The organism is Pseudogulbenkiania sp. AW2-16, assembly GCF_056824575.1.
Genome location: NZ_CP157668.1, coordinates 1,489,450 through 1,511,721, shown reverse-complemented (window position 1 = coordinate 1,511,721; position 22,272 = coordinate 1,489,450). Strand labels below are relative to the sequence as shown.

Genomic DNA, 22,272 nt, shown 5'->3' with positions numbered 1-22,272 from the left:
GTCCGGGAACGCCGACTAAGGCGTATTCCCCGTGGAGACCGCTACCATGCTGATCAAGAAACCGTCCGACATCCCGCCCTCCGAGATCACCCCGGAAGCGGTCTACCTCAACCGCCGCAGCTTCATGCTCGGCGCCGCCGGCCTGATGCTGTCGGGTGAGACGCTGGCCGCGCTCGCCGCCAGGAAGAGCCCGCTGTCGACCGGCGAGCCGCTCAACAGCCTCAAGGACATCACCAGCTACAACAACTACTACGAGTTCGGCACCGACAAGGCCGACCCGGCGGCCAACGCCGGGCGCCTCAAGACGCGGCCGTGGAGCGTGCTGGTGGACGGCGACGTGGCGAAGCCGCGCCGCTTCAGCATCGAGGAACTACTGAAATTCCCGCAGGAAGAGCGCATCTACCGCCTGCGCTGCGTGGAAGGCTGGAGCATGGTGGTCCCGTGGATCGGCTTCCCGCTCGCCAGCCTGCTCAAGCAGGTCGAGCCCACCGGCAAGGCCAAGTACGTCGCCTTCGAGACCCTGCAGCGCCCGGCCGAGATGCCCGGCCAGCAGCGCCGCGTGCTGGACTGGCCGTACCGCGAAGGGCTGCGCCTGGACGAGGCGCTGCACCCGCTCACCATCCTGGCGGTGGGCCTCTACGGCAACCCGCTGCCCAACCAGAACGGCGCGCCGATCCGGCTGGTGGTGCCGTGGAAGTACGGCTTCAAGAGCATCAAGTCGATCGTGCGCATCCGCCTCACCGAGCAGCAGCCGCTCACCAGCTGGAACCTGGCGGCACCGGACGAGTACGGCTTCTACTCCAACGTCAACCCGGCGGTGGACCACCCGCGCTGGAGCCAGGCGAGCGAGCGGCGCATCGGCGAATTCTTCAAGCGCAAGACGCTGCCCTTCAACGGCTATGCTGAGCAGGTCGCCGGCCTGTATCGGGGAATGGACCTGCGCCGTGATTTCTGACAAGACCCTGCCCTCGCCGGCGCGCGCGCGGGCTTCGGCCAACCCCGCTCGTCCCGCCTCCAGGCCGCTGGGCGTCGCCAAGGCGCTGGTCTTCGTCGCCTGCCTGCTGCCGCTCATGCGCACGGCGTGGATCGTGCTCAACGGCGAGGCGGTGAACCCGATCGAGTTCATCACCCGTTCCACCGGCACCTGGACCCTGGTCTGGCTGCTGGCCACGCTGGCCGTGACGCCGCTGCGCCGGCTCGCCGGCTGGAACGTGCTGCAGCGCTTTCGTCGCATGCTCGGCCTGTTCGCCTTCTTCTACGCCACGCTGCACTTCACCACCTATGTGTGGCTGGACCAGTTCTTCGACTGGCACGCCATCGTCAAGGACATCGCCAAGCGCCCCTTCATCACCGTCGGCTTCGCCGCGCTGCTGCTGATGACGCCGCTCGCGGTGACCTCCACCGACGGCTGGCTGCGCCGGCTCAAGCGCAACTGGGGGCGGCTGCACCGCCTGGTGTACGCGGTGGCGATACTCGGCGTCACCCACTACTGGTGGCTGGTGAAGAAGGACATCCGCCAGCCGCTGATCTACGCCGCGGTGCTGACGCTGCTGCTGGGGCTGCGGCTGTACTGGCGTGCACGCGCGGCACGGATCACGGCTCAGGGCAAGCCACAGGCATGAAAAAGGCCGCCTCGCGGCGGCCTTTCAGCACAGAACGGACGGCTCACTCGATGGTCAGCTGGCGCGAAGTGCCGCCGGTCTTCTTCGGCAGCGTCAGTTCCAGCACCCCGTCGTTGTAGCGCGCCGTGGCCGTGCTCTGGTCCACGTCCTGCGCCAACTGGAAGCTGCGCGATACCTGGCCGTAGTAGCGCTCGGAACGCAGCACGCGTTCGCCTTCCTTGGTCTCGGACTCTTTCTTCACCTCGGCGGAAATCTGCACCCGTCCGCCTTCGATCTGCACGCTGATGTCTTCCTTCTTCACGCCGGGAATCTCGGCGTGCACGGTGTACGCCTTGTCGTCTTCCTTGACGTCGAGCTTGATGCCGCCGGCCAGGTCGGCGCCGGCCTCGAAGCCGAACGGCCGCACGAAGAAGCCCTTGAACATGTCGTCGAGCAGCGGTTCAAGACTGGTGCGACGAATCAGGTCTTTCATGGTGTTACTCCTCCTGTCGGGTTACAAGAAACAATCGCCCGGCCGCCGGCACAACCGGTAGCCACTCACCTTAGGTATGGTCCTTAGCCGCTGATTTTCAAGGCCTTCATCCGGGCTGGCTTGACCTAGCGCAAATCGGCGGCGGCATCTTGGCAGCCACGCGGTTTCGCCCTACCCTTTCACCCTTTCTACCGCCACGACAACAGCCATGAGCAAGGACAAGACCCCGGTGACCCAGGCGGTGCGCGTGCTGCGCGAGCACGGAGTGCCCTTCAGCCCCCATCTCTACGCCTACGAGGAAAAAGGCGGCACCACGGTGTCGGCGCGTGAACTGGGGGTCGACGAACACGTCGTCATCAAGACCCTGGTGATGGAAGACGAGCACAAGAAACCGCTGATCGTGCTGATGCACGGCGACCGCGAGGTGGGCACCGGCATGCTGGCGAAACAGATCGGCGCCAAGAAGGTGAACCCGTGCGACCCCAAGACCGCCGACAAGCACAGCGGCTACCAGGTGGGCGGCACCAGCCCGTTCGGCACGCGCCACGCCATGCCGGTGTACATGGAGGCGAGCATCGCCGAACTCGACACGCTCTACATCAACGGCGGCAAGCGCGGTTTCCTGGTGGCCATCAGCGCCGCCGACCTGGTGCGCGTGCTGAAGCCGACGCTGGTCAACGCCGCCGCCTAGAACGGGCGCAAAAAAGCCGGCGCAGTGCGGCGCCGGCTTGGTGGCGGGTCATTGGTCCTCGCAGCCGATCCCAGTAGGCGAGCGAGCCAAGGCAGGTTGAGCGCCGCCAACGCGCAGGAACCGGAATGAACACAGGGTCCATGAGGATCATGGCTGGGCGAATTCCTACGAGCCAATCTTCGATTGGCTCAGCGCGGGATTCGCACGCAGTCTGCCGGCGCTCAAGATGCGAAGGCGCAGCCGCCTAATGGGGCCGGATTCACCACCACCAGAACATCCAGCCCCAGGCGCTATCCACCCAGGCCAGCGTGCAGAGGAACGGCAGCAGCGCCGCCAGCCAGCGCACGCCGCCGCTCCAGCGCCGCACGATGCGCGCCGCCAGCCACAGCGACCACAGGTTGGCCGAAGCCAGCAGCAGCAGGCGGAAGTCGTTGACCCAGAACACCGGCAGGCCCTCGTTCTTGAGCAGCGTCACCGTCAGCGCCGACAGGCCGAGGAACACGCCGCAGCCGGCGAGCGGGATCAGCGCCTGCGCCAGATGGTGCCAACGCTGGCGCTGCCACGGTCCGGCCAGCCGCACCGCCAGCGCCAACAGCGCGCTGATCACCGTGCCCATCGCCAGCGCGGTGGCAAACACGTAGCCCAGCAGCATGGTGCCGTCGAGCCAGGAGAAGCTGTCGTTCAATTCCGGGTAGTGGGTCAGCAGCCACCACGGCGCGTTGCTCTCGAACGGCCACCAGATGTCGCGTGCGATCAGCCACTCCGCCGCCACCTGCTTGAGCGTGACGAACCAGGGGCTCGCACTCCAGTGGAAGGCGCCGATCGCCACGCCGAGCAGGCCGTAGACGATCAGCAGCGTCTGCCAGCCGTCGGCATCGCGCTCGGCCACTTCCACCACCTCCGCGCTGGGCGAGCGCAGCGACAGCGTCACCGCGTCGCGGTGGCTGCTGCAGCGCCCGCACATGTGACAGCCGCTGCCGCCCTTCATGTGGCGGATCGGCTGCAGCGGTGCGCAGTTGACCGCCTGGATGCGGATCACGCTCTTGTTGGCGATGGACGCCTGCCGGGCTTCTTCCTGCACCTTGAAGTGCAGCGGGGCGAGCTTGGACAGCAGGCCGAACACGCCGTTGACCGGGCACAGGTAACGGCACCAGGCGCGCTTGCCGCGGGTATAGACGAAACCCACCGCCACCGCCGCCACGGTCGAGCCGCCCAGCACCAGCAGGGCGGCTTTCGGATACTGGTAGACGCTCACCAGCTGGCCGTACACCGTGGTCAGCACGAAGGCGACGAAGGGCCAGCCGCCCCAGCGCATCCAGCGCGGGATCGGCCGGCCCAGGCCCTTCTGCGCCGCCCATTCCGACAGCGCCCCCTCGGGGCACAGCACGCCGCACCAGACGCGGCCGAACAGCACCATGCTGAGCAGCACGAACGGCCACCAGATACCCCAGAACACGAACTGGGCGAAGATGGTCAGGTTGTCGACCATGCGCGCCGTGTCCGGCGGCAGCGGCAGACAGGCCGGCACCAGCAGCAGGAAAGCGTAGACCAGCACCACCACCCACTGCAGGCGCTGCAGCAGGCGGCCGTGATCGCGCAGCCAGTCGCCGCCCTTCGCCAACAGGCGGCTCACGCCGCCGGCTGTTGTTGCCGCCATCTCATCAACCCCGTCATCAGCAACCAGAACATGCCGTAGGCCAACAGGCTCATCAGCGCCGGATGGGCGCGATAACCGGTCAGCGCCGCCACCACGCCGCCCACCGGCGACATGTCGTCGAGCAGCATCGAGCTGTCCCACAGCGGATCGACCAGCGCCGGCAGGTAACCCATCGAGATCAGGTGCTCGATGCCGTTCATGAACAGCGCCGCCGCCAACAGCAGCAACATCACCTCGGTGACGCGGAAGAACAGCCGCCACGACAGGAAACGCCCGCCCAGCTGCAACAGGAAGAAGGTCAGCAGCGCCAGCAGGAAACCCAGCAGCGCCGCGCCGCCCATCGACAGCAGCGTGCTGCCGTCGGCCCCGGCCAGCATGCCGTACAGGAACACCACGGTCTCGCTGCCCTCGCGCGCCACGGCGATGGCGGTGAGCGTCAGCACGCCCCACCAGTTGTTGCGCGCCGCGTTATCCGCCAGGCCGCTTTCCAGCTCCCGCTTCAGGGTGCGGCCATGCTCGCGCATCCACAGCACCATGTGCACGATCAGCGCGGCGGCGGTGAATACCATCACGGTCTGGAAGCTGTCCTGCGCGCCGCCGAACAGCTCGGCCGCACCGAACAGGCCCAGCGCCAGCACGATGGCGCACAAGAAGCCGACCAGCACGCCACCCCACAGATAGTGCTTGCCGCGCGCCGCCACCTCGCCATGGTTATTCAGCCAGGCGTAGAGAATGCCGATGACCAGCATGGCCTCGACGCTCTCGCGCCAGACGATGAACAGCACCTGTCCCATTGTTGCCTCCCTGCCCGCCGGCTTACTTGGCGACGATCACGCCTTGCGCCGTGGCCATGTGAAATTCGTCGAAAAACTTGTACTCGCCCGGGCTCAAGGGCTGGATCACCACGAACGAGTCGGCGCCGGGGCCCAGCACCTTTTCCTTGCGCAGCGGGGTGCTCTCGAACTCCACCGGGGTCTTGCCGGAATTAACCAGCTCGATCTTGAACTTCTTGCCGGCCGCCACCTGCAGCCGGGCGGGATTGAGCTTGCCGTCCTTGAGCTCGAGCCGGTACACCGGCAACTCTTCGGCCAGCACGTTGGCCGAAGCCAGCCCCAGCGCCACTACCATCAGCCATGCACGCTTCATCAAACAACGCTCCTGCTAGAAAGGGAAAAAGCGCCGCAGGAAGCTGCGACGCTGTCGGTCGGATCATCGGCCCGGGGGCTTAGTAGCCACCTTTTTTGCCGGTACCGGCGTAGGTGAACTCGTAGTTCAGCTCGAACGGCTTGAACCAGGCGCCGACACCGGTTTCCTTGTCGACGTGGCGGCCGAAATGAGCGTGCTCGTTGGCGCTCGGCGCCTGGATGGTGTACTTCAGCTTGTACTTGCCCGGCCCCATCAGCTTGACGTTGTCGCCGTAGTGCGGGCCGTCGGAGGCCACCATCGGCATGAAGTCGCCCTTGATGGTCTGGTTGGAACCGACCTTGCTGACCTCGTACTTGATCACCAGGTACGGCATCCAGTCGCCTTCGGCGAAGCCGTTCGGGTTGTTCTTGACGGCGTGGATATCCGCTTCCAGGTGCACGTCGGACTCGGCGGCCTTGCGCATCATGCCTTCCGGTTCCATTTTCACCGGCTGCAGGTAGACGGCGCCGATTTCCATGCCGTTCTTGATTTGCGGCTTGCCGATCGGGTATTCGGCGGCAAGGGCGGACGAGGCGGCGGCGACACCGGCAAGGGCCAGCGCGACGTGGCTCAGACGACGGATCATTCGGTTCTCCCAGAAAAGGACGGTGGACTGCCGGCAACGGCCGGCGCCGATCAATTAACGGGAGTCATTATCATTCGTAATCTCACCTGGCGCAATAGATGAGAATGAATTTCATCTTGATCCAGATCAACGCGATGAGCCGGCCAGCGCCACGCCACGCGCCAGGCGGCGCCGGAATGCCATGCGGAAGCCGAAGCCCAGGCAGAGGAAGCACGCCATGGTCAGCGCCAGCGTCAGCGGACTGCCCCACACCAAGGGCGCGATCACGCCGGCCACCAGGCTCGACATCATGGTCTGGGTGAAGCCCTGCAGCGATGACACCGTGCCGCGCAGCTCGGGAAACTGGTCCATCAGGATCAGCGTGATCGACGGCGCCACCAGCGACATGCCGGTGGTGTAGAGCATCAAGGGCGCCACGTTCCAGAACAGCGCGGGCGGAAACAGCAGGTTGTAGAGCAGGTTGGCCGCCAGCGCAGTGAACATCACGCCGTAGCCCAGGTTGACGATCTGGCGTGCGTCGCGCCGCCCGGCCAGGCGCCCGGACAGGAAGGCGCCCAGCATGATACCGCCCACCGCCGGGCCGAACATCCACAGGAACTGCTCCGGCCCGAGCCCCAGGTGCTGCATCAGGAACACCGGCGCCGCCGGAATGTAGACGAAGAAGCCGGCGAAGTTGAACGACACCGCCGCCGCCAACAGCTGGAACTCGCGTTTTCGGCCAACCCGGGCGTAATTGGCGAGCAGCGTGCCCAGGTGCAGGCGCTGGCGCCGCTCGTGGCCGTGCGTCTCCGGCAGCGAGAACCAGCTCATGACGAACAGCCCGAAGCCGATCAGCGCCATGAACACGAAGATCGAATGCCAGCCGAAGGCGCCGAACAGCCAGCCCCCCACCACCGGCGCGATCGCCGGCGACAGCGAAAACAGCATGGTCACCTGCGACATCATGCGCTGCGCTTCGGCGCCGTCGAAACGGTCGCGGATGATGGCCCGCCCCACCACCAGGCCGGCCCCGCCGCACAGTCCCTGCAGGCCGCGGAAGATCAACAGCGTGGTCAGGTTGTCGGCCAGCGCGCAGCCGACCGAGGCCACCCCGAACAACAGGGTGGTCACCAGCACCACCGGACGGCGTCCCACGGCGTCGGAAATCGAGCCGTGCCACAGCATCATCAAGCCGTAGCAGAACAGGTAGACGGTGAGCGCCTGCTGGATTTCCACCGGGCTCGCGCCGAGCGAGGCGCCGATGGCGCGCATCGCCGGCAGAAAGGTATCGATCGAAAACGGCCCGAGCGTCGCCAGCAGCGCCAGCACCAGGGCTAGGCCGCGCGAACGCGTGGCGCTCGGGGAAGTAACAGTCTGTGAAGGCATCAAATCGTCGTTTTCCAAATAATCTAAAGTGGCCCGGCCGCGCGGATGGCGGCGGCTTGGCCCCGGCCGGCCTATTGGGTCACAATAGCCGTCCGCTAAAAAAGGGGAACCCCACATGATTCGCCTCTACCACAACCCGCGTTGCACCAAGTCGCGCGAGGCACTGAAACTGCTGCAGGACGCCGGCGCCGACGTCGAGATCATCGACTACCTGAAAACCCCACCCAGCGCCGAGGAACTCGACCGGCTGCTGACGCTGCTGCAGCTGGAACCGCGCGAGCTGATGCGCCACAAGGAAGACGAGTACCAGGCGCTGCACCTGGACGACGTCACGCTGGAGCGCCGCCACCTGATCGCGGTCATGGTCGACCACCCGCGCCTGATCGAGCGCCCGATCGCGGTACAAGGCGAACAGGCCGTGATCGGCCGACCTCCGGAGCGGGTGCTGACCCTGCTCGGGCAGTGAATCTGCCAACCGGCAAAATGTTTCTTGCGAAATAGTAACACGGTTTACTATAATCGAGCCATGAACAAATCCTTTCACCAGCTCGAACAGGCGATAGACCGTGTCGACAGCCGCTTTCCCGGCGTGCCGCGCCAGGAGGTCATCCTCACCCGGCTCTATTACCACATCATGCCGCGTCTCGGCGCCTATCTGAACGAGGCGCTCAAGGACTACGGCATTCACGAGTCGGTGTGGATGACGCTGATGACGATGTACGCCTGCCCGGACCACGTGCTGTATCCGTCCGACATCAGCGACACGCTCGACTCCTCGCGCACCAACGCCACCCGCATCTCGGACGAACTGGTGAAGAACGGCTGGGCAGAGCGCCAGCCCTGCGCCGAAGACCGCCGCAAGATCCGGCTGGTGCTGACCGACGCGGGCATCCGTTTCGTCGAGCTCATCATGCCGGTGGCGCGTGACCGCAACCGCTCGCTGTGGTCCGACTTCAGCGGGGACGAAAAAGTGCAGCTGGAGGGTCTGCTGCGCAAATTGCTCGCCCGTCTCGGCGGCTGAGCAGGAACCGGCCTGGCCGGTTTTTTGTCGACCATATAGTAACCACAGTTATTATTTTGCAAATGAATAATTGCATGACTAAGCCTCCACTCCCCCGCCCCCACTGGCAGCCCGCTCTGGGGATGCTGCTGCTGTCCGGCCTCTTGGCCGGCTGCGCCACCCCGGCCCCGAGCGCCGCCCCCGCCTCCCCGCTCAACGCCGAGCGCCTGGCGCTGCCGGCCGCCAAGGCGGACACCGTGCACGACAACTGGTGGCAGGCGCTGGGCGACCCGGCACTCGACCAGCTCATCGCCAGCGCGCGCCGGCAAGCACCGTCGCTGAAACTGGCCGCCGCCCGCGTGCGCGAAGCCGCCGCGCTGAGCGGGCTGGCCGACAGCCGGCGCGGCCCGCAACTCGACGCCAACGCCAGCCTCGACCGCGAACGCTATTCCGCCAACGGCCTGTTGCCGCCGCCGATCGGCGGCAGCTACCAGACGCTGTACGCGATCTCGCTCGACGGCGGCTGGGAGCTCGACCTATGGGGCAAGCACCGCGCCGAACTGGACGCCGCGCTGGGGCAGCAGCGCGCCCAGACGCTCGACGCCCGCCAGGCCGAACTGCTGCTGACCCAGGCCGTGGCCAGCCAGTACACCGTGCTGCAACGCGCCCTGGCGCAGCAGCAGCTCACTACCACCCGCCTCAAGCTGGCCGACAGTCGCCTGCAACTGCTGCGCGCCCGCGTCAGCGCCGGCCTGCTCAGCGCCGATGTCCTGCGCCCGCTGGAAGTGCTGCAAGCGCAGCTGAAACAGCAGCTGAGCGCCCAGCAAGGCGATGCAGCGCGCGCCCGCCATGCCCTGGCGGCGCTCACCGGCCAGGCGCCGAACGCGCTCGACGCCCTGAGCCCGGCCCCGCTCGGCTCCACGCCGGACCTCGACGAGGCAGCGCTCACCGCCGCCCTGCTGGGCCAGCGCCCCGATGTGGTGGCGCAGCGCGAACGACTGGAGGCGGCGGCGCACAGCGTCAAGGCGGCGCGTGCCGCGTTCTACCCCAACGTGCAGCTGAGTGCCTTCATCGGCCTGTCGTCGCTCGACATCGGCCAGTTGCTGCAAAGCGAATCGCGCATGCTCGGCATCGCCCCGGCGGTCACCCTGCCGATCTTCCACAGCGGCGCGCTGCGCGCCAACCTGAGCCGCGAGCAGGCGCGCTACGACGAGGCGGTGGAGAGCTACAACCAGACCGTGCTCGACGCCCTGCGCCAGGCCGCCGACGCGTTGTCCGGCCGCGACCGAGGCGCGCCAGCAGCTGGCCGACGCGCGCCAGGCCGAAGACAGCGCCCGCCGCGCCAGCGACGCCGGCGTGGCACGGCTGCGCGCCGGCCTCAGCAACAAGCTGGACCTGCTCGGCACGCAGGATGCGGAGCTGGTGCAGCGCGCCGCCCGCCTCGACAGCCAGGCCGCCGGCCAGCTCGCCTTCGTCAACCTGAATACCGTGCTGGGCGGCGGCCTGCTGGCCCCGGCGCAGCCCTGAGGAACACCCCATGGAAAAACCCGCCAAAAACTCTTCGCGCCAGCGCGGCCTGATCCTGGCCAGCCTGGTGTTCGCCATCGCCGCCATCGGTTACGGCGCCTACTGGGCCACCGTGCTGCGCTACCAGGAAGGCACCGACGACGCCTACGTCAACGGCCACCTGATCCAGCTCACGCCGGAGATCGCCGGCACCGTGGTCAGCATCGCCGCCGATGACACCGACCGCGTCAACGCCGGCCAGACCGTGGTGACGCTGGAAGCCAACGACGCCCGCCTGGCGTTCGAACGGGCGCGCAACGAGTTCGTGCAGGCGGTGCGCGAAACGCGCCAGCTGATCGGCAGCGAACGCCAGCAGAACGCCCAGGTCAGCCTGCGCCAGAGCGAGCTGGCGCGCGCCGAAGACGACCTGAAACGGCGCCAGCAGCTGGCGGGCAGCGAGGCGCTATCGGCCGAGGAGCTGGCGCACGCGCGCGACGCCGTGGCAACCGCGCGCGCCGCCTTGGCGGTGGCGCAGGAACAGGCCGCCAGCACCCAGGCCCTGCTCGGCCAGGAAACGCTGGCCAGCAAGCCGGCGGTGGCGCGCGCCGCCACCCGCCTCAAGGAAGCCTGGCTCGCGCTCCAGCGCACCGAGGTGCGCGCCCCGCTGGCCGGCTATGTGGCGCGCCGCAGCGTGCAGGTCGGCCAGCGCGTCAGCGCCGGCAGCCCGATGCTGGCGATCGTGCCGCTCGACAAGGTGTGGGTGGACGCCAACTTCAAGGAAAGCCAGCTGCACACCATCCGCCTCGGCCAGCCGGTGGAACTGCACGCCGACATGTACGGCGGCGACGTCACCTATCACGGCAAGGTGGCCGGGCTGGCCGCCGGCACCGGCAGCGCCTTCTCGCTGCTGCCGGCGCAGAACGCCACCGGCAACTGGATCAAGGTGGTGCAGCGCGTGCCGGTGCGCATCGAGCTCGACGCCGCCGAGCTGAAGACGCACCCGCTGCGCGTCGGGCTGTCGATGCAGGTCGAGGTGCAGACCCGCAAGCAGGACGGCCCCACCCTGGCCGAGGCGCCGCGCACTGCGCCGGCCCAGGTCACGCGCGCCCTGACCCCGGACCTGGCGCAGGCCGACGCGCTGGTGGCGCAGCTGCTCGCCGCCAACGCCGGCGCCAGCCACTAAGCCGGAGCGCCCGCCATGACGCCTCCTCCGCTCACCGGCGCGCGCCTGGTATGGATCACGCTGGCGCTGTCGCTGGCCACCTTCATGCAGGTGCTCGACACCACCATCGCCAACGTGGCGCTGCCGACCATCGCCGGCAACCTCGGCGCCGCCACCAGCCAGGGCACCTGGGTGATCACCTCGTTCGGCGTCGCCAACGCCATCGCCGTGCCGCTCACCGGCTGGCTCGCCAAGCGCGTCGGCGAGGTGCGGCTGTTCGTCGCCTCGACCGTGCTGTTCGTGCTGGCCTCGTGGCTGTGCGGGCTGGCGCCGAACCTGCCGCTGCTGATCGCCTTCCGCATCCTGCAGGGCGCGGTGGCCGGGCCGCTGATCCCGCTGTCGCAGAGCCTGCTGTTGGCCTGCTATCCGCCCGAGAAGAAAGGCATGGCGCTGGCGCTGTGGGCGATGACGGTGATCGTGGCGCCGATCTTCGGCCCGCTGTTGGGCGGCTGGATCAGCGACAACTGGCACTGGGCCTGGATCTTCTTCATCAACATCCCGGTCGGTCTGTTCGCCGCCGCCGTGGCGCGGCGCGAGCTGCAAGGACGCGAGAGCGAGATCAAGGCGTTGCCGATCGACCGCGTCGGCCTGACGCTGCTGGTGCTGGGCGTCGGCGCGCTGCAGCTGATGCTGGACAAGGGCAAGGAGCTCGACTGGTTCCACTCCAGCGAGGTGGTGATGATGGCCATCGTCGCGGTGGTGGCGCTGACCTACCTGGTGATCTGGGAACTGGGCGAGGAGCACCCGATCATCGACCTGTCGCTGTTCCGCATCCGCAACTTCACGGTCGGCGTGATCTGCATCAGTCTGGGCTACATGATGTACTTCGGCGGCGTGGTGCTGCTGCCCTTGATGCTGCAAACCCAGCTGGGCTACACCGCGACCTGGGCCGGCATCGCCTCGGCGCCGGTGGGCATCCTGCCGGTGCTGCTCTCCCCGATCATCGGCAAGAACGCGCACCGCCTCGACATGCGCTGGCTGGTGACGGTGAGCCTCAGCGTGTTCGCGCTGTGCTTCTTCTGGCGCACCCATTTCTCGCCGCAGATGGACCTGGCCTACGTGATCTGGCCGCAGTTCGTGCAGGGCATCGGGCTGGCCTGCTTCTTCATGCCGCTGACCACCATCACGCTGTCGCGCGTGGCGCCCAACCGCGTGGCGAGCGCCTCCAGCCTGTCGAACTTCCTGCGCATCCTGGCCGGCAGCATCGGCGCCTCGGTCAGCACCACGCTGTGGGATACGCGCGAGGCGGTCCACCACACCCAGCTCACCGCCGCTATCGACAGCGGCGGCAGCGTCGCACAGCAGTGGTTCGGGCTGCTGGGCCGAGGCCGGGCTGTCGGCCGGCCAGCAGGCGGCGCTGACGGCACGCGAGATCACCATACAGGGCTATGTGCTGGCGTCCAACGAGGTGTTCTGGGGCGCGGGTTGCCTGTTCGTGCTGCTGCTCGGGCTGATCTGGTTCGCCAAACCGCCGTTCGGGCACTCGGGCGGCGACGGCGGCGCGCACTGAGCGGTCCTCACCGTCAACACCCGGCGCGACCCACGCCGGGTTTTTTGTCGTCCAAAGGTTGGCCGAAGCCGCCCAACGGCGCGCTACAAGGTGCAGCTTTCCTTGCCGTCCTTCCCGGTCTGGCACAGCTTGATGTTGCCGTCCTGGTCCAGCGTCAGCGTGCCGCCGACCCAGTCCTTGCCCGCCTTGGGCGAGGCCTCCAGCTGGTACTCGCCGTCGTCGGTGTTCTTGGCGGTGCTGGCGAAGGCGATGTCGTAGAACTCGGTGGCGGTCACCGGCAGGGTGGGCCAGGCGGTGGACGACTGCTTGAAGGTGCCCTTCTCGCTGTACCAGCGCTCGAGGAAGTGGGCATTGTCGAGCAGCGCGGCGCGCGCCTCGCTCTGGCGCGCGCGGATCACGTGCTCGCGGTACGAGGGCAGCGCCAGCGACGCCAGGATGCCGACCACCGCCAGCGCGATCAGCAGTTCGATCAGGGTGAAGCCCCGGCTTCGGCCAACCTTGTACCGCATCAGAATATCTCCCTCCAGGCGATGCGCCTGCCTTGTTTGCTGGCGTCGCCGGGAATGCCCACCCCCGCCGGCGTCCCGTCGTTGCTGCCGCCGAACGCCAGCCGCAGCCCCTTGCCGGCCTTGGCGATGCTGGCGTTGTCGCGGTTGGTGATCTGGCCGTTCTGGTCGGCATAACTCTGCCATTGATAGTTGCTGGCGGCACTGACGTAGAGCCGCAGCGCCGACGGCATGCCGACTTCGGAACGCACGCCGCTGGGGATCTGGGCCACCTTGCCCGTTTCGAACACGGCCCAGTCGGCGATCGTGCCCTTGTCGTCGCCGTTCAGGTCGAACGCGGTCTTGGCCGGCGCCGCCCCGGAGAGCGGGTCCAACGACATCAGCCAGCCGTCGCCGCCGACCGAACACTGCAGGTTCGCCACGAAGGGAATCTGCGTGGTGAAGTAGAGCCGCTCGCCGACCAGCAGCGGGGCGTGCAGCAGGCGCTCGCCGCTGGCGGCCGCCAGGTCCAGGTACCAGCCGCCGGCCGCCTTCTCGCCGATGGCGACCGGATGGCTGGTGGTGCGGCGCACGGTGTAGTCGTGCAGGCTGCCATCGGGCATCTTCACCGTGCTGCCGACTTCGCCATCGAGGCTCTGGCGCACGATCAGCCCGCGCCCGCCGGCACCCTCGCGGTCGCCGTACTGGTAATACTTGCCGCTTTGCGGCGTGTCCCACAGCCCGTACACGCTCTGGCCGGTGGTGGAGCGGCGGTCGCTGTCGTACAGCAGCTGGCCGCTGCCGAACAGCACCATGTAGCCGTCGCCGCCCGGGCGCCGGTACAACGCCGGCGTGGCGGTGACCGGCTGGCTGGCGTCGCCCTGCCAGAACGGGCTGGCCGGCGCCGCCCAGTCGCCGCGCAGGTCGAAGCGCCAGACATTGCCCTTGAGGTCGCCGGCGTAGACCGCATCGGCCACCTTGTCGCCGTCGAAGTCCAGCACCGCCGGCCCGGACAAGCCGTTGCCGCCGGCGCGGCCGACCTTGATCTCGCCCAGCAGGGTGCCGCTGTCCAGTTCGAACACCAGCAGCGCGGCACTGGCCGCTGGCGCTGTCGTAGCCGTTGCCGCTGATCGCCGCCCATACGCTGGCGCCGCTCGCCGGATGGCGCACCTTGGCGATCACCGGTTGGCCGAAGACGTAGCCGAGCGCGCTCGCGCCGCTCGCCGCGCCGGCTTCCCAGCGCACCACCTCGGCCGGTGCGGCCGCCTTGCCGCCGGCCGACATCAGCGAGCTGACGTCGAGCGAAAACAGCGCCTTGCCACCCTGCGCCAACGCGCCCACCAGGTAGGTGCGGCCGTTGTCCAGGGTCTGCGCCACGCTCGGGCCGTTAACGTAGTAGCGGTGCGGCTTGGCCGCGGAGCCGTAGTCGGGGTCGGTGAGATCGGCGAGCCGGGTCAGCACCTCGAACGGCACGTAGCCCAGCACCTCCTGGTAGGCGCTCCCGCCCGTCGCCTTGCGGAACACGTGCAGCATGCCGTCGTTGCCGCCCACCGCCACCAGCTGGGCGTCCGTGGCCGAGAACGTGGTCAGCGGCGAGTCGATGACGTCGCCGAGCCAGGGCGTGGTGCGCTTATCGAAGCGCTGCCCCGGCATGGTGTGGCCCAGCACGAAGTGGATCACGTCGTTGGGCTGGCTGCCGAAGGTGAGCTTGTCGTTGTCGGCCATGCCGGGCTTGAACGCCTGCGCCACGACGTTGCTGTCGAAGGCCTTGTTGCTACCGTTCTTGTTGCATACCCAGTTGTTGCTGCGGTTGTCGTAGTAGCGGGTATAGACGGTGCGCTTGTCCCAGTCCGGCAGCAGCGCCTCGCTCGGCCGGCTGAAGTCCGGCCTGCCCTTGGCGTCGACCGGGTAGCTCAGCAGGCGCGAGGTCCAGCTGCGGGTGTCGTAGGTGGTATGCAGCAGCGCGCTGGTCTGGCGCTCGCCGCTGACCGGCGGCGTCGAGGTCGAGTTCTGGCGGTAGATGTCATCCATCGCCGAGGTGAAGCTGGCCTTGAGCTGCTCCCGGTTGCTGGCGGTGAAGTAGCGCCCCCCGCCCTGCGTGGCCGTTTGCTGCAGCAGGGTGTTATCGACGGTGAAGCCGATGGTGTAGGTCTTGATCGACTGCCGTGCGAACGGCTCGGCGTCCCAGCCCTGGCCCTCGCCGTCGCTGCCGGAGGTGAACAGGTCGCCGGCAGCGGCGCGCCCGGCGAAGGACGGCAGGGGATTGTCCTTGCCGGGGGAGAGACTGCTGTAAAGAGGGTCGCCCGCCAGCGGAAATTCGTTGTCCTCGGTCGGCTCGCCGTCGGTCATCATCAGGACGAAGTTGGCCTGGCAGCGGTACTGCACCGGGCTGGCGTAGCGGCCGGAACCGCGGCTGCCCGACGCCGGATTGACCGGCTTGTAATAGGCCGAGCTCATGCCGCGGTAATAGCGCGTCATCTCGTAGTAGGCCTCGGCCAGCGGCGTGTTGGTGTCGGCGCCGAGGCTGTCGATGGCGCTCTTGACCCGGTCGAGATGATCCTGGCCGCCACCGACCTCCGCCACCAGCCGCCCCGCCCGGTTGTAGCGCAGATCCTCGCGGTCGTTGACGTAGTCCTTGTTGCTGGACGGATCGAACGAGAACAAGCCCCAGCGCATGTCGGGATAGGCATCGATCATGCTCTTGGTGACGTCCTTGGCAATCGACAGCCGCGTCTCGCCCTGCAGCGGGTCAAGCACGTCGCCGTACCAGCAGCCGCGCCAGTTGCAATACCTCTCGCGCTTCTGACCGGTATTGCCGTACACATCCCAGGCCATGCTGCCCGAGTTGTCGAAGAACAGCAGGATATTGGGGGTGACCTTGACCGACAGCTGTAACGGCGCGCCCGGATAGGGGCTGTTGTAGGCCGGCAGCGTGCAACTGTTGGCCGGATAGGTTGGCATCGGCAGCAGCAGCCCGGCCAGGCCGAGCAGGGGCAGGAAGCGAGAGATCATCACGGCACCACGTAATAGCTTTGCAGCGTCACCACGCTGTTGGCGTTCTTGCCCCAGGCGCGCACGGTGAGACGGTACAGCCGTCCGCCGCCGTCGCTGTCCTGGTAGTTCCGGTCGACCAGCTCGATCAGGTAGCGCGGGTTGGCCCACACCCCGTCCAGCGCCACCACGTCGGGACAGCGGTTCTGCACCGCGCCGCTCTTGAAGGCGTATTCCAGCGCGTTGCCGCAGGGGTGCAGCGCGGGCACGCTCTGCTTGCCGACGCTGACGGTGCGCTCCCAGGGCTGGAGCGCACCGCCGCCCACCTGCGCGCTGGTGGCGCACAGCCCGCTCTGCCAGCCGGCCGGGTTGGCGTCGTTGCGGCAGCTGGCGCTGAACACGCCGCCGGCGCCGAACAAGGCGTCGTCGCTCTTGCCCGCCACGTCGAGCGCCTGATCCATCTCCGCCACCCGCGCCTCGGCCGCCTTCAACGCCAGCTCGGCGAGCTGGAAGGTGGCCTGGCGGTCGCTCTGGTTGCTGCCGATGCGCTGCTCGTCGACGATCAGGCGCGACGACGCCAGCACCACCAGGGTCATCATGAGCAGCACCATCAGCGCCACGATCAGGGCGCTGCCGCGCTGCCTCAGCCCTGCAGCGGACGCTGTGCGCATTGCACCCCTCCCCGCAAGGCCACCGTCAGCGGGTAGGCCACGCTCACCTTCTGCCCCGCCTGCAGCGCCGAAGCCTGCTGCAGCGTCAGCGTCAGGCGCACCGTGCCGACCTGCCGCCAGTCGGCCACCTCGCCGGCCGCGGCGTAATGCAGGCGCGGCGTCGAGTCGGCGTCGCAATCGTCCAGCACGCCGTAGTCCACCTCGAGCGAGGCCACCCCGTCCGCCACCAGCGTGGCGGCGCCCAGGCTGCCGTCGGCCAGCATCTCGCGACGCAGCAGCTGCTTTTCCCCGTTCACCTCGGCGACGAAATAGGCGCGCGACACCAGCGCCATCACTTCCAGCGAACCCAGCTGATGACCGGTGGCGCGGCTGGCCGTCCTGAGCGGCAGCGCATGGGCCTCGTCCAGCGTCAGCGTCTGCGCCGTCTCGCTCTTGCCCAGGGTCATGCCGCTGGCGCTGGCCAGCACGTCGATCTGCGAGCAGCTGGCCAGCGCCAGCCGGGTCCAGTTGGCCCAGTCGCCCTGCTCGGGCGGCTGGAAGGTGAGGCCGGTGACGGCGTCGCCCGCGGCGTTGACGGTGCGGGTGGCGAGCGGGAAGGCGCCCTGGCCGTACTGGACGATCAGCAGGTCGCTGTTAGAGGTCAGGCCGCCGAGCCAGGCGCTGGCGGCGGCGCTGGCCTTGGCGAGGCCGCGCAGGCCGTTGCTATCCTGGTCGACCTGCTGCCAGGCGCTCGCCCCGCCGTGGTTCACCACCTGCCAGTCGTCGCCGCGCTCGCCCAGCGCGGCGCAGCCGAAGTTGCCGGCCATGCGCAGGTCGCGCGCCAGCAGCTGCAACGCCGAGCGGGCGTCCTGCTGGCGTGCGATGCGCTGCTCGGCGGAGCGCAGGCTCTGGCGCGTCGAGACGAAACTGCCGAACACCACGGCGACGATGATCGAGCCGATGGCGACGGCGATCATCAGCTCGATCAGGGTGATGCCGCGCTGGCGCACGTCAAGGCTCGAACACGAGGACATAGCGGTTTTCAGCGAGGGGAGGACGCCGTGGCGGCACGCTGGCCGCTGTCGACCAGCGCCTGGCGGCTCTTGCCGTCGAGACGGGACGACCACACCACGCGGATCGACAGGGGACCGCTGCCGCTGCAGCCCGGATCGTCTTGGCTCGGGGCGGCGCTGCCGCGGCAGACCGCCGCCTGGACGGCGTTGCCGGCGGCCAGTCCGCTGGCCAGCCCGGACTTGAAGGTCCACAGGTCGAGCGCGGCGAGGTTCTGCTGGCTGCAGCCGGCGGCATCGCGGCAGCTGTTGGCGGGAGCGCTGGCGTCGTGGCTGACGTAACCGCTCTCGACGTAGTGCGCCCAGGACAGCACGGTGGCGCCGTTGGCATCGAGCTGGCGCAGCGGGTTGGCACGCATCGCCTCGGCCAGGCTTTCCGCCTGCAGCGCCACCAGGCTGCGGATCTCGGTATCGCGGGTCTGGCTCAGGGTGCGCGCCTGCAGCCCGGCCAAGGCCAGCAGGCCGACCAGCAGCACGAACATGGCGATCAGCACTTCCAGCAGCGAGAAGCCGTGCTGGCGGGACGCAGAACCTGCCCACGATCTGTCGCGAGCGCCCCTCAGCGTGGTGAAGAGCAGCACAGAAACCGGAATGTACTGGAGTACATGAGGATCATGGCTGGGCAAATCGGAGATTTGCACGCGCAGCGCCGCGCATGAGCCCCGATCAGGGGCGCGCAGCAAGATCGTGGACAGGTTCTCAGGCGCAGCCGGCACAATCGCCCCCTTGCACAGCCGTGGCCGGCCGTTGGCCAGCACCGTGACGCTGGCGCATTGCCCCGAGGCGGCGTCGCGCACCACCCAGGACGGGCTGACCCCGGTGGGCAGGCGCCCTTCCGGGGTCAGCATGAACTGGTCGAGCGCCGAGCTGACCGTCGGCGCGCCGCTGAACATGACGTGGCGGCGGCGCTCGCCGCTGTTGTAGCGCCCGGGGTTGCCGCCGGGCTGGTCGGCGTACAGCAGCACGCCTTCCGACCACGAGGTGTCGCCCTTCTTGGCCTTGCCCTGGCAGCCCTGCACGTCGAGGTTGCTCTTGGTGTTGAGCGCGCACAGGTAGACGTTGGCGTTGCTGCGGATGGCCTCGCTGCGGGCGAACTGCACGCTGGAGAGTAGCGCCTGGGTGCGGCTTTCCATGCGCGAATCCGCCAGCAAGGCGTTGAAGCCGGGCACGGCCAGCGCCAGCAGGATGGCGGCGATCGAGATCACCACCATCATCTCGATCAGGGTGAAGCCCCGCTCCCCTCGGCGAAACGCGACAGACATCATGGCAAATACGGCTTAATTATAGTTTTGTCATATAAGTTCATCAGATTATCATGATGAATGGGCTTTTCCAAGCCGCGCGCGTTGCCGGGGCCAAAGGGCAGGAGGCGATCAACGCGGGCGCGCTAGCTGACCGCCCCGGCCGGGTCGAGCGGGCAAGAAAAAACCGCCCGTAGGCGGTTATTGGTCGGCAGGCGGCGGACGCGCTCAGTGCGCCGCCTCCCAGCTCTCCCCGGCCCCCACTTCGGCCAGCAGCGGCACCTTGAGCTCGGCCACGCCGGCCATGATCTGCGGCAGCCGCTCCTTGACCCGCGCCAGTTCGGCTTCTGGCACTTCCAGCACCAGTTCGTCATGCACCTGCATGATCAGCTTGCTGGCCAGGCCTTCCGCCACCAGCCAGCGCTGCACCGCGATCATCGCCAGCTTGATCAGGTCGGCGGCGGTGCCCTGCATCGGCGCGTTGATCGCGGCGCGCTCGGCGCCGCTGCGCCGGCCCGGATTGCTGGCGCGGATCTCCGGCAGGTAGAGCCGACGCCCGAACACGGTCTCGACGTAGCCCTGCTCGCGCGCCGCCTCGCGCGTGCGCTGCATGTAGTCGGCCACGCCGGGGAAGCGCATGAAGTAGCGGTCGATGTACTGCTGCGCCGCGTTGCGCTCGATATCGAGCTGGGCGGCCAGGCCGAAGGCGCTCATGCCGTAGATCAGGCCGAAGTTGATCGCCTTGGCGGCGCGGCGCTGCTCCGACGTCACCTGCTCGCGCGTCACGCCGAACACCTCGGCGGCGGTGGTCTTGTGGATATCCTCGCCGCTGGCGAAGGCCGCCAGCATGTTGGCGTCGTCCGACAGGTGCGCCATGATCCTGAGCTCGATCTGCGAATAGTCGGCGCTGACGATGCGGTGGCCCGGCGGCGCGATGAAGGCTTCGCGCACGCGCCGGCCCTCGGCGGTGCGCACCGGGATGTTCTGCAGGTTGGGGTCGGAGCTCGCCAGCCGTCCGGTGATCGCCACCGCCTGCGCGTAGTTGGTGTGCACGCGGCCGGTATCGGGGCGGATCAGCGACGGCAGCTTGTCGGTGTAGGTGGACTTGAGCTTGGCCAGCCCCCGGTATTGCAGGATCAGCTTGGGCAGCGGGTGGTCGAGCGCCAGCTGCTCGAGCACCGACTCGTCGGTGGAGAAGCCGCCGGACGGCGTCTTCTTGACGCCCTTGGTGTCGATGCCGAGCTTGCCGAACAGGATTTCCTGCAGCTGCTTGGGCGAGTTGAGGTTGAACGGCTGGCCGGCCTGCTGGTAGGCCTCCTGCTCCAGTTGCAGCATCTGGCTGCCGAGCTGGTGGCTTTGTTCGGCCAACCTTTGGCGGTCGATCAGCACGCCGTTGCGCTCCATCGCGAACAGCACCTCGGCCACCGGCAGCTCGATGTCGCGGTACACGCTGGCCAGGCGGCCTTCCAGCTTGCCGGCCAGGGCCCGGTTGAGGCGCAGCGTGATGTCGGCATCTTCGGCGGCGTAGTTGGACGCCACCGCGATGTCGACCTCGGCGAAACCGATCTGCTTGGCGCCCTTGCCGCAGATCTCCTCGTAGCTCACCGTGCTCTCGCCCAGATGACGCTGCGCCAGGTCGTCCATATTGTGCGTCAGGTGGCTCTCGATCACGTACGACGCCAGCAGCGTGTCGTCGGCGACGCCGGCCAATGCGATGCCGTGGTTGGCCAGCACGTGGCGGTCGTACTTGAGGTTCTGGCCGAGCTTCTTCCTGGCCGGGTTCTCCAGCCACGGCTTGAGCCGGGCCAGCGTGGCGTCGAGGTCGAGCTGCTCGGGCACGCCGGCGTAGTGGTGCGCCAGCGGCAGGTAGGCTGCCTCGCCTTCCTTGATCGAGAAGCTCATGCCGACCAGGCGCGCTTCCATCTGGTCGAGGCTGGTGGTTTCGGTGTCGAGCGACACCACCGGCGCCGCCTCCAGCTTGGCGAGCCAGGCATCGAGCTGCGCCGCGGTGAGAATGGTCTCGTAACGGCGCTCGACGGCGGCGGCGGGCGCCTCGTCGTCCTCGGCGGCGCCGAACAGCTCGCCGTTGACGCCGGGGTTGGCCGAAGCCGGGGCCGGAGCGGCGGCATCGGCCGCGGCGCTGCCGTTGGCGTCGCTCACCTCGCGCAGCCAGCTGCGGAAGCCGAAACGGGTGAACAGTTCGATCAGCTTCGGCTTGTCGCGCTCGCGGTGCAGCAGCGTGGCCATGCCCTGCGGCATCTCGTCGTCGAGCGGCACGTCGCACTTGATGGTGATCAGCTCGCGCCCCTTGGGCAGCCAGTCGAGCGCGGCACGCAGGTTGTCGCCGACCTTGCCGGAGATGGCCGCGGCGTTGGCCATCACCGCCTCGAGCGAGCCGTACTGTTCCAGCCATTTGACCGCGGTCTTGGGACCGCACTTGTCGACGCCCGGCACGTTGTCGACCTTGTCGCCGATCAGCGTCAGGTAGTCGATGATGAGGTTCGGCGGCACGCCGAACTTCTCCTTCACCCCGCCCTCGTCGAGCGTCTCGTTGGTCATGGTGTTGACCAGCGTCACCACCGGCGACACCAGCTGGGCGATGTCCTTGTCGCCGGTGGAGACGATCACCTGCATGCCGGCGGCCTCCGCCTGGCGCGCCAGCGTGCCGATCACGTCGTCGGCCTCGACGCCGTCCACCACCAGGATCGGCCAGCCGGACGCTTGCACCACGTCGTGCACCGCCGTAATCTGGCTGGCCAGCTCTTCCGGCATCGACGGGCGGTTGGCCTTGTAGTCGGGATAAAGCTCGTCGCGGAAGGTCTTGCCTTTTGCGTCAAAAACGCAGGCGCTATAATCGAACCGGACCTCCTTCTCCAGGCGACGCAGCATGTTGACCATGCCGTAGATCGCTCCCGTCGGTTGGCCTTCCGGAGAACGCAAATCGGGCATGGCGTGAAAAGCGCGATACAGATAAGAAGAGCCGTCGATCAATAATAACGTTTTCATAGAAGGCGAATAG

The 22,272-nt window shown here is 68.0% G+C and carries 18 protein-coding genes and 2 pseudogenes; 8 read left to right on the top strand and 12 right to left on the bottom strand.

Annotated features, from left to right (window positions below; genetic code table 11):
• Positions 1-46: 46 nt before the first annotated feature.
• Both msrP and ABKF58_RS07260 read left to right on the top strand, forming a co-directional pair.
• Entirely contained in the window at positions 47-955 is a 909-nt protein-coding gene (gene msrP / locus ABKF58_RS07265; RefSeq protein ID WP_482583972.1) for a protein-methionine-sulfoxide reductase catalytic subunit MsrP, read from the top strand.
• Positions 945-1,622, top strand: coding sequence for a protein-methionine-sulfoxide reductase heme-binding subunit MsrQ (locus ABKF58_RS07260; RefSeq protein WP_482583971.1), 678 nt, complete (start codon positions 945-947; stop codon positions 1,620-1,622). Before msrP ends, ABKF58_RS07260 begins: the two co-directional genes overlap by 11 nt.
• A gap of 43 nt (positions 1,623-1,665) precedes the next feature.
• On the opposite strand, the gene ABKF58_RS07255 is transcribed toward ABKF58_RS07260, so the two are convergent.
• Positions 1,666-2,094 carry an Hsp20/alpha crystallin family protein gene (locus tag ABKF58_RS07255; RefSeq protein WP_008952226.1) on the bottom strand — a complete coding sequence of 143 codons (429 nt, stop codon included), beginning with the start codon at positions 2,092-2,094 and terminating at the stop codon, positions 1,666-1,668.
• Positions 2,095-2,302: 208 nt separating this feature from the next.
• On the opposite strand from ABKF58_RS07255, the gene ybaK reads away from it, so the two are divergent.
• Positions 2,303-2,785 carry a Cys-tRNA(Pro) deacylase gene (gene ybaK / locus ABKF58_RS07250; protein WP_008952225.1) on the top strand — a complete coding sequence of 161 codons (483 nt, stop codon included), beginning with the start codon at positions 2,303-2,305 and terminating at the stop codon, positions 2,783-2,785.
• A gap of 259 nt (positions 2,786-3,044) precedes the next feature.
• Here the strand turns inward: ybaK and ABKF58_RS07245 are convergent, their stop codons facing one another.
• The 5 genes from ABKF58_RS07245 to ABKF58_RS07225 all read right to left on the bottom strand — a co-directional run bounded on the left by ABKF58_RS07245 (position 3,045) and on the right by ABKF58_RS07225 (position 7,578).
• Positions 3,045-4,442 (bottom strand): 4Fe-4S binding protein, encoded by a 1,398-nt coding sequence (locus tag ABKF58_RS07245; RefSeq protein WP_482583970.1) that lies wholly within the window; start codon positions 4,440-4,442, stop codon positions 3,045-3,047.
• Complete coding sequence (locus ABKF58_RS07240) at positions 4,415-5,236, bottom strand: FTR1 family iron permease (RefSeq protein ID WP_482583969.1); 822 nt, start codon at positions 5,234-5,236, stop codon at positions 4,415-4,417. Before ABKF58_RS07240 ends, ABKF58_RS07245 begins: the two co-directional genes overlap by 28 nt.
• 22 nt (positions 5,237-5,258) lie before the next feature.
• Complete coding sequence (locus tag ABKF58_RS07235) at positions 5,259-5,588, bottom strand: cupredoxin domain-containing protein (RefSeq protein ID WP_482583968.1); 330 nt, start codon at positions 5,586-5,588, stop codon at positions 5,259-5,261.
• Positions 5,589-5,667: 79 nt separating this feature from the next.
• Positions 5,668-6,213 (bottom strand): iron transporter, encoded by a 546-nt coding sequence (locus ABKF58_RS07230; protein WP_014088542.1) that lies wholly within the window; start codon positions 6,211-6,213, stop codon positions 5,668-5,670.
• A gap of 126 nt (positions 6,214-6,339) precedes the next feature.
• Entirely contained in the window at positions 6,340-7,578 is a 1,239-nt protein-coding gene (locus ABKF58_RS07225) for a multidrug effflux MFS transporter (RefSeq protein WP_014088543.1), read from the bottom strand.
• Between the two features lie 115 nt (positions 7,579-7,693).
• Here ABKF58_RS07225 and arsC point away from each other — a divergent pair, with 115 nt between their 5' ends.
• From arsC to ABKF58_RS07200, 5 genes and pseudogenes are all read left to right on the top strand, one after another.
• Positions 7,694-8,044, top strand: coding sequence for an arsenate reductase (glutaredoxin) (arsC, locus tag ABKF58_RS07220; protein WP_014088544.1), 351 nt, complete (start codon positions 7,694-7,696; stop codon positions 8,042-8,044).
• A 60-nt stretch (positions 8,045-8,104) separates the two neighbouring features.
• Positions 8,105-8,599, top strand: coding sequence for a MarR family transcriptional regulator (locus ABKF58_RS07215; RefSeq protein ID WP_008952218.1), 495 nt, complete (start codon positions 8,105-8,107; stop codon positions 8,597-8,599).
• A 74-nt stretch (positions 8,600-8,673) separates the two neighbouring features.
• Entirely contained in the window at positions 8,674-10,158 is a 1,485-nt protein-coding gene (locus ABKF58_RS07210; protein WP_482583967.1) for an efflux transporter outer membrane subunit, read from the top strand.
• A complete protein-coding gene (locus ABKF58_RS07205) occupies positions 10,116-11,267 on the top strand; it encodes an EmrA/EmrK family multidrug efflux transporter periplasmic adaptor subunit (protein ID WP_482583966.1) in 1,152 nt (383 codons plus the stop codon). The genes ABKF58_RS07210 and ABKF58_RS07205 overlap by 43 nt, the downstream gene beginning before the upstream one ends.
• 15 nt (positions 11,268-11,282) lie before the next feature.
• Positions 11,283-12,816 (top strand): annotated as a pseudogene (locus ABKF58_RS07200) (DHA2 family efflux MFS transporter permease subunit).
• 83 nt (positions 12,817-12,899) lie between these two features.
• Here ABKF58_RS07200 and ABKF58_RS07195 read toward each other — a convergent pair.
• From ABKF58_RS07195 to polA, 6 genes and pseudogenes are all read right to left on the bottom strand, one after another.
• Entirely contained in the window at positions 12,900-13,325 is a 426-nt protein-coding gene (locus tag ABKF58_RS07195) for a type IV pilin protein (RefSeq protein WP_008952214.1), read from the bottom strand.
• Positions 13,325-14,834: pseudogene (locus ABKF58_RS07190) on the bottom strand (pilus assembly protein). Before ABKF58_RS07190 ends, ABKF58_RS07195 begins: the two are co-directional and overlap by 1 nt.
• Positions 14,835-16,312: 1,478 nt before the next feature.
• Positions 16,313-16,963: a pilus assembly PilX family protein gene (locus ABKF58_RS07185; RefSeq protein ID WP_482583965.1), complete on the bottom strand. Its 651-nt coding sequence runs from the start codon at positions 16,961-16,963 to the stop codon at positions 16,313-16,315.
• Positions 16,936-17,976: a PilW family protein gene (locus tag ABKF58_RS07180; protein WP_482583964.1), complete on the bottom strand. Its 1,041-nt coding sequence runs from the start codon at positions 17,974-17,976 to the stop codon at positions 16,936-16,938. The genes ABKF58_RS07185 and ABKF58_RS07180 overlap by 28 nt, the downstream gene beginning before the upstream one ends.
• 8 nt (positions 17,977-17,984) lie before the next feature.
• On the bottom strand, positions 17,985-19,277 hold the full coding sequence (gene pilV, locus ABKF58_RS07175) for a type IV pilus modification protein PilV (RefSeq protein ID WP_482583963.1): 1,293 nt from the start codon (positions 19,275-19,277) through the stop codon (positions 17,985-17,987).
• A gap of 204 nt (positions 19,278-19,481) precedes the next feature.
• On the bottom strand, positions 19,482-22,259 hold the full coding sequence (polA, locus tag ABKF58_RS07170) for a DNA polymerase I (RefSeq protein ID WP_482583962.1): 2,778 nt from the start codon (positions 22,257-22,259) through the stop codon (positions 19,482-19,484).
• Positions 22,260-22,272 lie beyond the last annotated feature (13 nt).

Bases quoted from the DNA above. Each gene is read 5' to 3' on its own strand.
- ABKF58_RS07205 (WP_482583966.1), top strand. From the start codon at position 10,116: ATGGAAAAACCCGCCAAAAACTCTTCGCGCCAGCGCGGCCTGATCCTG.
- ABKF58_RS07210 (WP_482583967.1), top strand. From the start codon at position 8,674: ATGACTAAGCCTCCACTCCCCCGCCCCCACTGGCAGCCCGCTCTGGGG.
- ABKF58_RS07185 (WP_482583965.1), bottom strand. From the start codon at position 16,963: ATGCGCACAGCGTCCGCTGCAGGGCTGAGGCAGCGCGGCAGCGCCCTG.
- ABKF58_RS07235 (WP_482583968.1), bottom strand. From the start codon at position 5,588: ATGAAGCGTGCATGGCTGATGGTAGTGGCGCTGGGGCTGGCTTCGGCC.
- pilV (WP_482583963.1), bottom strand. From the start codon at position 19,277: ATGATGTCTGTCGCGTTTCGCCGAGGGGAGCGGGGCTTCACCCTGATC.
- ABKF58_RS07255 (WP_008952226.1), bottom strand. From the start codon at position 2,094: ATGAAAGACCTGATTCGTCGCACCAGTCTTGAACCGCTGCTCGACGAC.
- ABKF58_RS07215 (WP_008952218.1), top strand. From the start codon at position 8,105: ATGAACAAATCCTTTCACCAGCTCGAACAGGCGATAGACCGTGTCGAC.
- ABKF58_RS07180 (WP_482583964.1), bottom strand. From the start codon at position 17,976: ATGTCCTCGTGTTCGAGCCTTGACGTGCGCCAGCGCGGCATCACCCTG.
- ABKF58_RS07240 (WP_482583969.1), bottom strand. From the start codon at position 5,236: ATGGGACAGGTGCTGTTCATCGTCTGGCGCGAGAGCGTCGAGGCCATG.
- polA (WP_482583962.1), bottom strand. From the start codon at position 22,259: ATGAAAACGTTATTATTGATCGACGGCTCTTCTTATCTGTATCGCGCT.
- msrP (WP_482583972.1), top strand. From the start codon at position 47: ATGCTGATCAAGAAACCGTCCGACATCCCGCCCTCCGAGATCACCCCG.
- ABKF58_RS07230 (WP_014088542.1), bottom strand. From the start codon at position 6,213: ATGATCCGTCGTCTGAGCCACGTCGCGCTGGCCCTTGCCGGTGTCGCC.
- ABKF58_RS07245 (WP_482583970.1), bottom strand. From the start codon at position 4,442: ATGGCGGCAACAACAGCCGGCGGCGTGAGCCGCCTGTTGGCGAAGGGC.
- ybaK (WP_008952225.1), top strand. From the start codon at position 2,303: ATGAGCAAGGACAAGACCCCGGTGACCCAGGCGGTGCGCGTGCTGCGC.
- ABKF58_RS07225 (WP_014088543.1), bottom strand. From the start codon at position 7,578: ATGCCTTCACAGACTGTTACTTCCCCGAGCGCCACGCGTTCGCGCGGC.
- ABKF58_RS07195 (WP_008952214.1), bottom strand. From the start codon at position 13,325: ATGCGGTACAAGGTTGGCCGAAGCCGGGGCTTCACCCTGATCGAACTG.
- arsC (WP_014088544.1), top strand. From the start codon at position 7,694: ATGATTCGCCTCTACCACAACCCGCGTTGCACCAAGTCGCGCGAGGCA.